Raw genomic sequence first — 13,722 nt, forward strand, 5'->3', positions numbered from 1 at the left:
GTGAAGATTCAAAATGCATTCCGAGTCGGCCTGATCGGAACCCTCGGCGTCGGCGTCGGACTACTGATCATCTCCTCCGTTGTCACGCTGCAGACGATCATCACCTACATCGGGGCCGCGCTCTTCCTCTCGCTCGGACTCGACCCGGCCGTGTCCTGGCTGGAGAAGAAAAAGTTCCCGCGCCGGTGGGCGATCCTGACGGTTCTGGCCGTCGTACTCAGCGTCCTCACCGGCATGGTCTTCGCCGTCGCCCCGATCATCGTCGACCAGGTGTCCAAGCTCTCCAAAGCCATCCCCGACCTGGTGAAGTCGGTCAACTCCTCGACGTTCCTCACCGACCTGCAGAACCAGTTCCCCGGCCTGGAGGTCTCCAAGATCGTCACCTCGGTGACTGACTTCCTCGGCAAGAACCTGACCTCGATCACGTCCACGGTGATCCAGTCCGGCATCGCCGTGGTGAGCGGCCTGTTCGGCGCTTTGATCATCCTCATTCTCACGCTCTATTTCACGGCCTCCCTGAACGGCATGAAGCACGCGATGTACCAGCTGGTGCCGGCGTCCAAGCGGGAGCGGTTCGCCGACCTCAGCGAGCAGATCACGACCGCCGTCGGCCGTTTCGTGATCGGGCAGGGTGCCCTGGCCCTGTGCAACGGCGTGCTCAGTTTCATCTTCCTGTCCATCATCGGGGCCCCCTTCCCGGCCTTGCTGGCACTGATCGCCTTCCTGTTCTCGCTCGTTCCCCTGATCGGGACCATCACCGGTTCGATCATCATCGTGCTGACCTGCCTGATCCCCGGGATCGGCAGTTCGCCGTTCACGGCCCTGGTCGCAGCGATCTACTACCTCATCTACATGCAGGTCGAGGCGTACCTGCTCAGCCCGAACATCATGAACCGCGCCGTCGCCGTACCAGGGGCGCTCGTCGTCGTGGCCGCCCTCGCCGGCGGAAGCCTGCTCGGCATCCTCGGCGCCCTGATCGCCATCCCCGTCGCCGCGGCCGCCATCATGATCATCAAGCAGGTCGTCGTGCCGAGGCAGAACGAACTCTGACGAATCGGTTCGGCTAGGCGAGCGGGCCGGTCCACTCCGTCGGCAGGGGTGCGGCCGCCGGGTTGACCACGGCGACGATCTCGTCCAGGACCCGGCGCGTCTGGCTCTCCCCGACCCACAGGTGCTTCCCGCCGTCCACGGCGATGAACCGGGTGCCCGGCACGCTGCTGAAGCGCTGACGGGCCTCCTCCGGCCGCAGGTAGTCGTCGTGCTCCGGGATGATGGCGACGAGGGCCCGCTCATTCCCCGCCCACCTGGCCAGATCCGCATCCGACGCCCGGTGCAGGGGTGGCGACAGCAGGATGGCGCCCCGGATCGGGTGCTCGAGACCGTACTTGATCGCCAGTTCGGTGCCGAAGGACCAGCCGACCAGCCAGGGGTTCGGCAGGCCCCGTTGGGCGACGAAGGCCATGGCCGCCGCGAGGTCCTCGCGCTCGGCGTCCCCGCCGTCGAAACTGCCCCCGCTGGTGCCGCGCGGGGAGGTCGTACCGCGGGTGTTGAACCGCAGGACGGCCAGATCGGCGAGGGCCGGCAGCCGGCCGGCTGCCTTGCGGAGGAGGTGGGAGTCCATGAAGCCGCCGTGCGTGGGCAAGGGATGCAGGGTGACGAGAGTGGCCACCGGGGGGCGGCCCACCGGTGTCGCGAGCTCCCCCACCAGGGTCAGGCCATCGCCGGTGTGCAACTCGATCTGCTCGCGCACCGCCGGCAGTTCGACTCCCCCGCGAATCTCGACCACGCTCGAACTCACGGTTTCTCCTTCTCGGATGCCCGCTGCGGCATCCCTATCTGATCTTCCAGCAGTGCGTGTGCCAGTGCCGGCGGGCCGCCAGGTCGGCGGCCTCGCCCATCAGGCCGTCGTTTCGCCACGCGACGACATGGGCGAGTCCGGGCGCGATGTGCAGGCTGCAGCCCGGGCAGACATAGGCCTTGACGGCCTGCGCACCGGTCACCGGTTGAACGGTCCAGAGGCCGTCGCGCCCGGATTCCGTGCGGCGCCAGCCGGCCCGCAGACGGGACAGGCCGTCATCCGGCTCGCCCGACCCGGCCGGCTTGCGGCCACGAGGTCGGTTGCTGCGGGCCATGGGCACAGTCTACGTCGGGGCGGCCGGCTTGCGGCCACGGGGCCGGTGGGGGCGTGCGGCGCGTTAGTACCAGCCGACGTCGCCGGAGTGCGCCCAGGCACCGCACGGCGTTCCGTAGCGGCCGCTGATATAGCCGAGGCCCCAGTCGATCTGCGTCGCGGCGTTGGTCTGCCAGTCGTCGCCGGAGGTGGCCATCTTGGAGCCCGGCAGCGCCTGAGGGATGCCGTACGCGCCGCTCGAGGAGTTCTCGGCGTTGACGCGCCAGCCGGACTCCTTCTTCCACAGCGAGACGAGGCAGTTGAACTGGTCGTCGCCCCAGCCGCGGTCAGCCACCATCCCGGACGCGATGGCCTGGGCGGAGCCGGGATCGGGAACGGCGGCCGTCGGCGCCGTAGACGACGATGACTTCGACGCTACGGGGGCCGCGACGGGCACCGGAACGGGAATGGGCTTCTCGTTCACGGTGAAGCTGTCTCGGGTCACGGTGTTCGCGTAGCCGGCGGCGACCTGGATCTCCTGGGCGGGACCAGACGGCCGGCTCACGCCGACGACCTGGAAGTACGGTGACGCGGTGGCGCCGGAATACGGGTCCACGACGGTGACCAGCACGAAGGCCGCAGCAGCCGTGAAGGCGAAAAGGAAGAGCGACGCCTGACCTCTGGACCGGGGCCTTCTCATTGCGGGCCTGACGGGTATGGCGGCGTGCTCGGACTCGATGATGCTCATATGTCTACCCACGATGTCCTGAGCCTAACCCAGATCACGCATAACAGCGAGATAACGGCGTGCGTGTTAGCGAACCGCCAGCATCACGTCGATCACGCCGTCCAGGACGACGTCGACCTGGGCTTCGCGATAGCCGCCGCGCTGGGGCCGGAATACCGCGCACCGCACGTCCTCGATCGTGACCGGGAAGCCGTCTTCGAAGTACCGCACCAGCCGGGACGCGAACCGGTCGACGTCTACCCGGCTGTAGCCGACCGTAAGGATGCTGACGCGGGAGAAACGGTGGTGGTCGGCGCGACCGAGCCGGTTGACCAGGACCTGGGCCAGATCGTGTGCCTCTTCCAGCCAGGCCTCCTTGCCCTGTGCACGCGTGGCCCGGTCACGGTCGCGGGTGGCGAAGGCATCCTCGAGCCGTTCGAGGGCCGCGTCCACGTGGGCGGGAGAATAGCCGCCCTTGTGCAGGCTGAACGCGGTGTGACGGATGGTTTCGGCCGTGAGCGGAGCGCCCTCGCCTCCGTCATCGGTGGCGTCGTACGCCTTCCGAGCCGCTGCGAGGAATGACTCGACCTGCGCCGTGTTGTAACCCAGCGTCTTTTTGGGGGTGCGCGGGAAGGTCGTGGTCACTGCGTCATGCTGCCTCACAGCATCTCCTCTGTTTCGAGCGTCAACTGTTAGGCGAAGATCAGGTACAGGGCGTACGCGGCTGCGGCCGACGGAAGGATCGAGTCCAGCCGGTCGAGGAATCCGCCGTGGCCCGGCAGCCAGGAGCTCATGTCCTTGATCCCGAGGTCCCGCTTGATCAGTGACTCCGCCAGGTCGCCGAAGGTCGCGCTGAGCAGGATGACGACCCCAAAGATGAGGCCGAACCACCAGGGCTCGTGGAGCATCAGGACGGACAGGAGCACGCCGATCCCCAGGCAGGCGGCACCGGCACCCGCGAAACCTTCCCAGGTCTTCTTGGGGCTGATGCTGGGCACCATCTTGTGCTTGCCGAAGCTGAGCCCCGTGGCGTAGGCGGCGGTGTCCGCCGAGATGACGATCAGCAGGAACGCGAGCGTCCACCACTGCCCCTCGGGCAGCGCCACCAGAAGCACGGAGAAACTGCCCAGGAAGACGACGTAGGACTGGATCAGCAGGCCGCCACCGACATCCGCCAGCACGCTGCTCGCATCGGCGCGGTGGCTCTTCCAGGCGAGCAGAACGACCCGCCAGAGACCGATCAGCAGGATGCCGCCGAGCGTGGCCAGCCACTGGCCGGTCGCTCCGAAGTAGAACGCGGCCGGCACCACGGACACGGCAGCCAGTACGACCGGGATGCGGGGCACGTTCCGCCCGGAGTGGCGAAGCGCCTGGGCCAGCTCGAAGGCGGTGAGGCCGACGAACGCGGCCGCGCAGACCATGAACAGGTCCTTGACCACGATGAGGCTGAACAGCATGAACAGTCCCAGCGCCAGCCCGATCAGGGTGGCGAGGATCAGGTTGCGGCCCGTGCGAGCCTGGATACGCACCTGCGTCGCGTCCAGCTGCGCCCGGGTGGCCTGCATCTGACGTTCGATGTCAGCCCTGGTGGACTGGACCTGGGCCCGGAACTCGGCACGGCTGACGCCATGCGCGCGCTTGGGCGGCAGGTCTTTTTTCGAATCGTCCGTCATGGTGCTGAACTCCCTAGATCTCGAGGAGTTCGGCTTCTTTGCGCTTGAGGGCATCGTCGATGGCATCGACGTGGGCCTTGGTGATCTGTTCCAGTTCCTTCTCACCGCGGGCCACGTCGTCGTCACCGACCTCGGTCTTGAGGGCCTCGAGTTCGTCCTTGGCCTTGCGCCGGAGGTTGCGCACGGACACCTTCGCGTCCTCGGCCTTGGTGCGGACGATCTTGACGTACTCCTTGCGGCGGTCCGCCGTCAGCTCGGGCAGAGTGGCGCGGATGACGTTGCCGTCATTGCCCAGGTTCGCCCCGAGGTTCGGGGTGTCGCGGATGGCCTGCTCGATATCGCGCAGGGCGCCCTTGTCATACGGGCCGATCAACAGCGTGCGGGCTTCCTGGTTCTGGAGGGAGGCGATCTGCTCCAGCGGCGTCGCCGTGCCGTAGTAATTGACCAGGATCTTCGCGAACATCTGCGGGTTCGCGCGGCCGGTTCGCACGGTCGCGAAATCGTCCTTCGCGGCTTCGACAGCCTTGTGCATGCGTGCGGTGGCATCGGACAGAACATCCGTGATCACGGTGACTCCTTCTTCGGTGGCGTTGACAAGCTTAGTTGGAGACGAGGGTTCCCAGATCGGCCCCGAGAATGGCGGCCGTCACGTTGCCGTGCGGAGCCATCCCGAAGACCTGCATGGGCATGCCGTTGTCCATGCAGAGGCTGAACGCGGTCGAGTCGACGACCTTGAGCCCGCGCTGCAGGGCCTCCTGATAGGTGATGCGGTCGATCTTGTGCGCGTCCGGGTTGGTGCGCGGGTCATCGGAGTAGACGCCGTCCACGCCGTTCTTGGCGACGAGCACGATCTCGGCGTCGATCTCGAGGGCACGCTGCGCCGCGACGGTGTCGGTCGAGAAGTAGGGCAGTCCGGCACCGGCGCCGAAAATGACGACGCGGCCCTTTTCCAGGTGGCGCTCCGCGCGGCGGGGGATGTACGGCTCGGCCACCTGGGTCATCGCGATGGCGGACTGGACCCGAGTCTCAGCGCCCGCCTGCTCCAGGAAGTCCTGCAGCGCCAGCGCGTTCATGACGGTGCCGAGCATCCCCATGTAATCGGCCCGGCCACGGTCCATGCCGCGCTGTGACAACTCGGCTCCACGGAAGAAGTTGCCGCCGCCGACGACGATCGCGATTTCGACCTGCTTGGCCGCTTCGGCGATCTCGCGGGCGAGGGCGCTGATGACGTCGGGGTTCACGCCGAGGCTTCCCGCCCCGAATGCTTCCCCAGAAAGCTTGAGGAGGACCCTGCGCTTTTTGACCGAATCTGACATGCTGTGCGCGTCCTTCCGTTGTACCTGTCTTAAAACTACTGGGTGAGCTACTGGGCGCGCACACAGAGAAGGAGACCGGATTGCGAATGCAACCCGGTCTCCATCGTTACTCAATTTCTCGTTACGCGCCGACCTTGAACCGGGCGAAGCCCGAGACGGTCAGTCCGGCGTCCGCGAGAACCTTGCTGACGGACAACTTGTTGTCCTTGGCGTAGTCCTGCTCGAGGAGTGCGACCTGCTTGAAGTAAGCCGTGACGCGACCCTCGACGATCTTGGGCAGAGCCGCTTCGGGCTTGCCCTCGTTCTTCGAGATCTCGGTCACAATGCGGCGCTCGGCCTCGACGGCGTCGACGGGAACGTCTTCGCGCGCGAGGTACTCGGGATTCGCGAAGGAGATGTGCTGGGCCACGCTGCGCGCGGTCTCTGCGTCGTCTCCGGAGTAGCCGAGAACAACACCGACCTGCGGGGGCAGGTCCTTGCTGGTCTTGTGCAGGTAGATCGCGAACTTCTCACCCGTGACGGATGCGACGCGGCGCAGTTCGAACTTCTCGCCGATGATCGCGGCTTCGCCGTCGATGAGCTGGCCGACGGTCTGGGCGTCGACCGGAGCGGCCAGGCCTTCCTCGACGGTGGTGGCGCCGGCAGCGGCGACCGCGTCCAGGACCTTCTCGGCCAGTGCGACGAACTTGACGCCCTTGGCGACGAAGTCGGTCTCGCAGGCGAGTTCGATCATGGTGGCGGTGTTGCCGATTTCCTTGGCCGCGACGAGTCCCTCCGAAGTGGAGCGGTCGGCGCGCTTGGCGTTGCCCTTGGCACCCTTCATCCGGAGGAGTTCGACGGCCTTTTCCATGTCGCCGTCGGCTTCAACGAGGGCGTTCTTGGTGTCGACCATGCCAGTGCCGAGGCGCTCGCGCAGAGCCTTGACGTCTGCGAGGCTGATGCTTGCCATACCGGGACCCCTTACTTGGTTTCTTCGGCGGGAGCGTCGACCGCGGCGGCTGCTACGGCTTCGTCAGCTGCGGCTTCTTCCGCGGGGGCGGCGGCAACCTCTTCGGTGGCAACCGGCTCGGCGACGACGGCCTCGGTGGCGACAGTCTCGTCAGCAACCGGGGTGGTCTCGGCCGGAGCGGCCAGCAGTTCGGCTTCCCACGCGGCGAGGGGCTCGATTTCGGCCTCCGGCTTGGCGTGGCGCTGAATGAGGCCCTCGGCTGCAGCGTCCGCGATGATGCGGGTCAGCAGGCCGACGGAACGGATGGCGTCGTCGTTGCCCGGGATCGGGTACTGGACGTCGTCCGGGTCGCAGTTCGTGTCGAGGATCGCGATGACGGGGATGCCGAGCTTGCGGGCTTCGTCAATGGCGAGGTGCTCCTTGTTGGTGTCCACAACCCACAGCGCCGACGGCGTCTTCGTGAGGTTGCGGATTCCGCCGAGGCTCTTGTGAAGCTTGACGAGCTCGCGCTTCTTGATGAGCATTTCCTTCTTCGTGAAACCGCTCTTGGCGGTGTCCTCGAAGTCGAGCTCTTCGAGCTCCTTCATGCGGGCCAGACGCTTGGAAACGGTCTGGAAGTTGGTGAGGAGGCCACCGAGCCAGCGCTGGTTGACGTAGGGCTGGCCCACGCGGATCGCCTGTTCGGCGATCGATTCCTGCGCCTGCTTCTTCGTTCCGACGAAGAGGATGGTGCCGCCGTGGGCAACCGTCTCCTTGACGAAGTCATAGGCCTTGTCAACGAACCCGAGCGACTGCTGCAGGTCGATGATGTAGATGCCGGAGCGCTCGGTGAAGATGAAACGCTTCATTTTCGGGTTCCAACGGCGGGTCTGGTGCCCGAAGTGCACGCCGCTGTCGAGCAGCTGGCGAATGGTTACGACGGCCATGAGCCGTTCTCCTTATCTGGCGCGCTGCGAGGCAGCAAAACGCCAATCGGTTTGTGTCGTGATCGGATGATCACTACTCCTGGTGCCCGGCACACATCCGCCCCGCTTCGAGAAGCAAGGACCGAGTGGACGTGGAGGCCGAATGGGCACGCGTAGTCAGCGCACGAAGCGCTGCTTGGACGAGTTTAGCACCCACCGGCACCGCGTCTGGTGCACCGCACCCCGCCCGCGCCCTTCCCCCGGCTCCTCCACAGCCAGACCCCCCGGGGTGCGCAGCACGGATGCCGCGGATACCGGCCGGCCGCATCGCCCCTGAGGCACGGTGGTCGCATGAACCTCTCCCGTTTACTCTCCGCGGCACTGCTGGTGCCGCTGGCCGGCGTGCTGCTGCCGGCGCCGCCCGGCACGCCATCGACTGCGACGAGTGTGGCGGGGACCTGGTCCTGGCCACTGGTGCCGCCGCATCCGGTGGTCGAGGGATTCAGAGCCCCTGCCAGCGAGTATGCGGACGGTCATCGCGGCCTGGACCTGCAGGCGATCCCCGGCACGGCCGTGTTCGCACCGTACGACGGTGTCGTCTCCTTCGCCGGCGTGGTGGTGGATCGCCCTGTGCTGTCGCTCGCTCACGCGGGCGACGTGGTGTCGACGGTGGAACCGGTGGCGGCCATCGTGGGCGCGGGCGAGCGCGTCGCTGCGGGGCAGCTCCTCGGGCACGTTGCCGCCGGGGGCCACTGCGCCGACCGCTGCCTCCACCTCGGGCTGAGGCAGCACGGCCGTTACGTCTCTCCCCTGCTCTACCTGGGCGGGGTCCCACGGGCGGTCCTGCTGACGGCGCGGTAGCCGTGCCGAGTCAGGCGCGGGGGTGCGCGCTCCGGTAGCTCTGCTGGAGCCGTTCCGCGGAGACGTGCGTGTAGATCTGGGTGGTGCCCAGGCTGGCGTGGCCGAGGAGTTCCTGCACGGCGCGCAGGTCGGCGCCTCCGTCGAGCAGGTGGGTCGCTGCGGTGTGGCGCAGCGCGTGCGGGCCCGCCGGTTCGTTTCCCGGGATGCCGGCCAGCAGGGTGGCGACGAGCCGGTACACGGCCCGCACGCCCAGCCGCTGCCGCCGGGCTCCCAGGAACAGCGCGTTCTGCACCGCCGCTTTCTGCACCCCCGTTTCCTGCACCCCGCCCGCCGCCAGCACGGGCCTGGCCCGGCCGAGGTAGGCGAGGATCGCGGTCTGGGCGGGAACGCCGAACGGCACCACCCGCTCCTTCGCGCCCTTGCCCGTGACCCGAACCGTCAACCGGTGCAGGTCGACGTCGGCCACGTCGAGGCCGACGAGTTCGGAGACCCGCAGGCCCGACGCGTAGAGCAGTTCGACGATCGCGAGTTCGCGGAGCGCTGCCGGGTCATTCGTGCGGGCGCGGAGTTCGAGGTGAGTGAGCAGGTCCTGCATCTGCGCCCGGTTGATCACGCGCGGGAGCGGGCGGCCGGGCTTCGGTGAGCGCAGCCTTACCGCGGGGTCGGCGGAACTGCCGCCGGTGCGGGCCAGCCAGGCCGTGAAGCTGCGGGCGGATGCCGAACGCCTCGCGATCGTCGCCCGCGCGAGCCCCGCCTGGGTGGCGACCCAGAGCCAGTCGCGGAGCAGGTCGAGGCTCAACCCTTCCGTGTCGGTGACGCCGCGAGTCTCCGCATAGGCGACGAGCCCGGCCAGATCGGTGCGGTAGGCCCGGACGGTGTGCACGGAGAAGCCACGCTCGGCCGCAAGGTAGATGACGAAGTCGTCGACATGGGCAGCGAGGAGGCGTGCGGGCGCAGCCGTCACCCTGATTCGACCTGCCTGGAGAAGGCCTCGGTGCGCTGTTCGGGAGTGAGCGCCTCCATCCGGGCGAGGAAGGAGGCATCGAAGCCGGTTGCCGCCTCGAACTCCCCGAGGGCCACGTGGGAGTGCACGATCTGGTCGAAGTAGACGTGCACGAGGTTGATCGACTGGCCGCCCTGCAGGCCGCTGAGTTCGCCGCGCGGCGCGGTCGGATCGATGGTGTAGCAGGTCGCGGCGGCGACCGACACGGGGATTCCGGCGAAGAGTCCGGTCGTCGCGTAGTGCAGGTGCCCGCCCAGGATCGCCCGGATGTCGCTGCCGGCAACCACCTCGGCCAGTCTCGCCTGCCCCCGCAGCTCAAGGATGGCCATCAGGGGCAGCATCGTCGGCACGGGCGGATGGTGCAGCGTCAGAAGACTGCCGTGGGGAGCCGGCTCGCGCAGCACGTCCGTCAGCCAGGCCAGCTGCGCCTCGGACAGGTCGCCGTGGTGATAGCCCGGGACACTCGTGTCCAGGGCGATGATGCGCACTCCCCCAATGTCGTGCACCCGGTCGACGGGTGCCATCGACCCGGCCTCGCGCAGCAACTCGGTGCGGAAAGCCTCCCGCTTGTCGTGGTTGCCCATCACCCAGATGACGGGGGCGCCCATCCGTTCGGCCGCGGCCTCGACGATGTCGCGCACCCGGCGATACGCATCGGCCTCACCCCGGTCGGCGATGTCGCCGGTGAACACGAGCGCGTCCGGCCGGAGGCCGGACCGCTCCAGCTGCGCCATCGCCTGGTACACCGTGGTGTCGGTGTCGACCGCACCATAGAGTGCCCGGCTGCCGCCGAGGAAATGGGTGTCACTGATGTGCGCGATCAGGTGGGACGCGGGCGGGTACTGGCCCAGTTGCACGGCTGACATGACTCACCTTTCTCGGTGCCGCCCAGACTACGGCCTGCCTCCGATCATGGTGTCATTCGGAACAGGCGGCGCACCACCTGACCGTCGGCGAGCGCGTCCAGACCCTCGTTGAGTTCGGCGATCGGCCTGGTGTCCGTGTGCAGCAACTCGACCGGCAGCCGGCCATCGCGCCAGAGCTGCAGGTATGCGGCGATGTCCCGGGTCGGGACGGAGTCGCCCATGTAGGAGCCCAGCAGTCGAACGCCGGTGCCGGCGAACTGCAGGGCCTGCACGGAGAGCTGCTGCTCCGGGTTCGGCAAGCCGACCGAGACCAGGGCGCCTCCCCGTGTCAGCAGACCCAGGCAAGCCTCCATCACCCGGGCGCTACCGACCGCTTCGATGGCGACGTCCACGCCGTCCCCGGTGTGCTCGGCCACCAGGGCGGCAGCCTGCTCGGGGGACCCGGCGACATCCGCGCCGCATTTGAGGGCCAGCGCCTGCTTCTCCGGCAGCGGATCGATGGCGATCACGGTGGTTCCGGCGACCTGCGCGGCCGCCATGACGGACATCAGCCCCACCGCTCCCAACCCGAACACGATGATGGACTGGCCGGGTACCAGCCGGGCCGTGTTGAGCACGGCGCCGATCCCGGTCAGGGCGGCGCAGCCGAACATGGCGGCCACGTCGAACGGAACGTCGTCGTCGATGACGACGACGGACTCCCGGGCGACGAGCGCGAACTCCGAGAAGGCGGAGACACCCAGGTGGTGGTTGATGCGTTCACCGTCGGCCGAGGCGAGGACGGCGTCGCCGTGCAGGAGATCGCCGGTGCCGTTGGCCGCGGCGCCGCGGTGGCAGAGCGCCGGGCGCCCCGCCGTGCAGGCACGGCACCGGCCGCAACTGGGCACGAAGACGAGCACGACCCGGTCGCCGACCCGGACATCCGTGACGCCGGAGCCGAGCGCGGCCACAATGCCGGCCGCCTCGTGGCCGAGGGCCATGGGGAGCGGCCGCACCCTTGACCCGTTGATCACGGACAGGTCGGAGTAGCACAGGCTGGCCCGTTCGATCTTCACCAGGACCTCGCCGGCTCGCGGCCGGGGAACGGCCAGCTCTTCCTGCACCAGCGGCGCGCTGACCGAGTACGGGCGGGACGCCCCGGACTCACGGAGGATCGAACTGAGCATCGTGGCGGGCATCGTTGCGGGCTGCATGGCTCTCAACCTAGCCCGGGCGGGCGGCACCGCCCGCTAGCCCGCGCGCACCCACCCGGTTTCCCGCTCGCGCACCGCCCCCTCCAGATCGAGGGCCCCGAGGGAGCCCTGCACGGCCGCCGCCGACAGGCCCGCGCGGCGGGCGATGTCGTTCACGGTGCGCGGCGACCGGGAACTGAGGGCGTCGAACACCCGGATCTGCTCGCTGGTGCGGCCCCCGAACCCGGCCGTGCCACCCTCGTCCGCCGGAAGGTCGAGGGTGAGCTGCAGCATCCGTTCGCCCACGAGTTCGGCCATCTCGGCGGCGTTGGTCACGCAGACGGCGTCGTATTCGCGGATCAGCCGGTGACAGCCGGCGGACGTGGGCGAGGTGACCGGTCCGGGGACGGCGCCGAGCGGCCGGCCCAATGCCGAGGCGTGGCCGGCGGTGTTGAGCGAGCCGGACCGCCATCCGGCCTCCAGCACCACGGTGGCCGCGCTCGAGGCGGCGATCAACCGGTTGCGCTGGAGGAACAGCAAGTTGTAGCAGTTACGCGATACTTTTGAGGCATGCGAGCTTTCACCTATTCCCGTCAATCCCTGGACCTCGCGGAAGGTATTGACCGCCAGCAGGAGCGCACCCGCCAGCTGGCTGCTCAACGCGGATACACCATTGTCCACGAGTACACAGACAACGATGTTTCCGCGACCAAATCCCGTGCGAAGGCCCAGTGGCCTCGCATGCTCGCGGCACTGGAGGCCGGCGAGGCTGACGTGGTTATCGCGGTAGATATCGACCGGCTGGTGCGCTCACTCCGCGACATGCTTTCCCTGATGGACACGGGTGCAGCCGTGCTCACCGTTGACGGCGAGCTTGACCTCACGACGGCTGACGGCCAGTTCAGAGCCAGCATGATGGCCTCATTGGCGCGGTTTGAAACTTCGCGCAAGAGCGAGCGTCAGGTGCGAGCCAATGACTACAGGGTCTCCGTGGGGAAGCCCAATCCTCAGCGGCGCAGATACGGCTACGAGAGCGATATGAGGACTCCACGCGAGACCGAGGCAGCTGTGGTCGTGCGCGTGTTCGAGGCCGTCGCCGCCCGGAAGTCCCTGCGGTCAATCGCGCAGGCGCTGAACGCGGACGGTATCACCACCGCGACAGGGAAAGAGTGGGTGCCTGTGCGGCTGCGTGAGATGGTGCTCAGGCCGTACGAAGCCGGCTTCACGTACCGCGGGGAGACGATTGCATCCGCGGACGTCGTGCCGATTGTTTCCGCGGAGCTCGCTGGGATCGCACGGGCCGTGCTGGCTGACCCGACCAGAAGAACGACACCAGGACCAACCGTGCGGCACATGGTTAGTGGGCTCGTGTTCTGCGGGGTGTGCGGTGACGCTATGGTCTACGCGTCGACGTATAGATGTAAGGCCAACTCGTCGCACCCGTCGATCATCAAGAAGACTCTGGAACCCATCGTGGTCCGCGAAGTCGCACGTGCTGTCGTCACCTACACCGGGGAAGTCCGGGACGGCGGTCGCACTGACATACGGGACCTGGTCGCGCAGCACGCCGTCACAGAAGAACGTGTGGCCGCGATCGTGCGTGACCGCGACGAAGGCCTTGTGTCCGCGCCGGTGGCTCGTGCGCGACTGGTGGAACTGCGTGACGAGCGTGAAGCTATCGAAGCCAAGCTGGAAACGGCGCGGTCCTCGTCGTCGACACTGGTGACGTTGCATGGGTTGGCCCAGAGGTTGCAGGGCGGTCAGATTGATGCAGTGTCCGCGAGGTTCCTGGAGTTGGAACTGGGAGAACAGCGGGAACTGATCAGACAGCTGCTCAACGTCACCGTGAACCGCGGTCGTGGTGCTGAGCGCGTGGACGTCGAGCACCTGGAAGCTGTGTGGCTTAACTTTGGTGGCGAAGTTGCGAACGACGATTAGTAGTCTGATCGCATGGACCTCACTGAGCTGAAAGCTACGTACCGTCGGCTAACTGACCCAACCGCGGACTGGCACCACACCGAGGCCGAAGTTCTCGCGGCACGCGCTGCGATCGCTGTTGGCGATCCCGCCTGGCTTGCGGCCTATGACGCCGAACTGGAGGCCTGGGAGGCTGACGTGGACGCGAGTGCCGCGGAGTAAC

Annotated in this window: 17 protein-coding genes; 4 read left to right on the plus strand and 13 right to left on the minus strand. The window is 67.6% G+C overall.

Going from position 1 to position 13,722, the window contains the following annotated elements; all coding sequences use genetic code 11:
• The gene (locus tag E3T24_RS04655; protein WP_134368248.1) at positions 1 to 1,050 is read left to right on the plus strand and encodes an AI-2E family transporter; all 1,050 of its coding nucleotides are present in this window, start codon (positions 1 to 3) and stop codon (positions 1,048 to 1,050) included.
• Between the two features lie 13 nt (positions 1,051 to 1,063).
• On the opposite strand, the gene E3T24_RS04660 is transcribed toward E3T24_RS04655, so the two are convergent.
• From E3T24_RS04660 to rpsB, 9 genes are all read right to left on the minus strand, one after another.
• Complete coding sequence (locus tag E3T24_RS04660; RefSeq protein WP_134368249.1) at positions 1,064 to 1,798, minus strand: alpha/beta fold hydrolase; 735 nt, start codon at positions 1,796 to 1,798, stop codon at positions 1,064 to 1,066.
• A 34-nt stretch (positions 1,799 to 1,832) separates the two neighbouring features.
• The gene (locus E3T24_RS04665) at positions 1,833 to 2,132 is read right to left on the minus strand and encodes a hypothetical protein (protein ID WP_134368250.1); all 300 of its coding nucleotides are present in this window, start codon (positions 2,130 to 2,132) and stop codon (positions 1,833 to 1,835) included.
• 63 nt (positions 2,133 to 2,195) lie between these two features.
• On the minus strand, positions 2,196 to 2,858 hold the full coding sequence (locus E3T24_RS04670) for a lytic transglycosylase domain-containing protein (protein ID WP_134368251.1): 663 nt from the start codon (positions 2,856 to 2,858) through the stop codon (positions 2,196 to 2,198).
• A 66-nt stretch (positions 2,859 to 2,924) separates the two neighbouring features.
• Positions 2,925 to 3,482 (minus strand): DivIVA domain-containing protein, encoded by a 558-nt coding sequence (locus E3T24_RS04675; RefSeq protein ID WP_134402395.1) that lies wholly within the window; start codon positions 3,480 to 3,482, stop codon positions 2,925 to 2,927.
• 47 nt (positions 3,483 to 3,529) lie between these two features.
• A complete protein-coding gene (locus E3T24_RS04680) occupies positions 3,530 to 4,510 on the minus strand; it encodes a phosphatidate cytidylyltransferase (RefSeq protein WP_174235663.1) in 981 nt (326 codons plus the stop codon).
• 13 nt (positions 4,511 to 4,523) lie between these two features.
• Positions 4,524 to 5,078, minus strand: a complete 555-nt coding sequence (frr, locus tag E3T24_RS04685; RefSeq protein ID WP_134368253.1) for a ribosome recycling factor — start codon at positions 5,076 to 5,078, stop codon at positions 4,524 to 4,526.
• Positions 5,079 to 5,109: 31 nt separating this feature from the next.
• A complete protein-coding gene (gene pyrH / locus E3T24_RS04690) occupies positions 5,110 to 5,826 on the minus strand; it encodes a UMP kinase (protein WP_134402394.1) in 717 nt (238 codons plus the stop codon).
• 121 nt (positions 5,827 to 5,947) lie between these two features.
• Positions 5,948 to 6,775: a translation elongation factor Ts gene (gene tsf, locus E3T24_RS04695; RefSeq protein ID WP_134402393.1), complete on the minus strand. Its 828-nt coding sequence runs from the start codon at positions 6,773 to 6,775 to the stop codon at positions 5,948 to 5,950.
• 11 nt (positions 6,776 to 6,786) lie between these two features.
• A complete protein-coding gene (gene rpsB / locus E3T24_RS04700) occupies positions 6,787 to 7,701 on the minus strand; it encodes a 30S ribosomal protein S2 (protein WP_134368256.1) in 915 nt (304 codons plus the stop codon).
• Between the two features lie 330 nt (positions 7,702 to 8,031).
• Here rpsB and E3T24_RS04705 point away from each other — a divergent pair, with 330 nt between their 5' ends.
• A complete protein-coding gene (locus tag E3T24_RS04705) occupies positions 8,032 to 8,541 on the plus strand; it encodes a M23 family metallopeptidase (RefSeq protein WP_134434337.1) in 510 nt (169 codons plus the stop codon).
• A gap of 10 nt (positions 8,542 to 8,551) precedes the next feature.
• Here the strand turns inward: E3T24_RS04705 and E3T24_RS04710 are convergent, their stop codons facing one another.
• From E3T24_RS04710 to E3T24_RS04725, 4 genes are all read right to left on the minus strand, one after another.
• Positions 8,552 to 9,505, minus strand: coding sequence for a tyrosine recombinase XerC (locus E3T24_RS04710; protein WP_255578694.1), 954 nt, complete (start codon positions 9,503 to 9,505; stop codon positions 8,552 to 8,554).
• Positions 9,502 to 10,410 (minus strand): phosphodiesterase, encoded by a 909-nt coding sequence (locus E3T24_RS04715; RefSeq protein ID WP_134368258.1) that lies wholly within the window; start codon positions 10,408 to 10,410, stop codon positions 9,502 to 9,504. The genes E3T24_RS04710 and E3T24_RS04715 overlap by 4 nt, the downstream gene beginning before the upstream one ends.
• 44 nt (positions 10,411 to 10,454) lie before the next feature.
• Positions 10,455 to 11,576: an alcohol dehydrogenase catalytic domain-containing protein gene (locus E3T24_RS04720; RefSeq protein ID WP_134368283.1), complete on the minus strand. Its 1,122-nt coding sequence runs from the start codon at positions 11,574 to 11,576 to the stop codon at positions 10,455 to 10,457.
• Between the two features lie 63 nt (positions 11,577 to 11,639).
• Complete coding sequence (locus tag E3T24_RS04725; RefSeq protein ID WP_241978616.1) at positions 11,640 to 12,122, minus strand: DNA-processing protein DprA; 483 nt, start codon at positions 12,120 to 12,122, stop codon at positions 11,640 to 11,642.
• Between the two features lie 30 nt (positions 12,123 to 12,152).
• On the opposite strand from E3T24_RS04725, the gene E3T24_RS04730 reads away from it, so the two are divergent.
• Both E3T24_RS04730 and E3T24_RS04735 read left to right on the plus strand, forming a co-directional pair.
• Positions 12,153 to 13,520: a recombinase family protein gene (locus E3T24_RS04730; protein WP_134434339.1), complete on the plus strand. Its 1,368-nt coding sequence runs from the start codon at positions 12,153 to 12,155 to the stop codon at positions 13,518 to 13,520.
• A gap of 12 nt (positions 13,521 to 13,532) precedes the next feature.
• A complete protein-coding gene (locus tag E3T24_RS04735) occupies positions 13,533 to 13,721 on the plus strand; it encodes a hypothetical protein (protein WP_134434340.1) in 189 nt (62 codons plus the stop codon).
• Position 13,722 lies beyond the last annotated feature (1 nt).

Origin of the sequence: Cryobacterium sp. TmT2-59 (assembly GCF_004403545.1) — a bacterium.
GTDB classification, from domain to species: domain Bacteria; phylum Actinomycetota; class Actinomycetes; order Actinomycetales; family Microbacteriaceae; genus Cryobacterium; species Cryobacterium shii.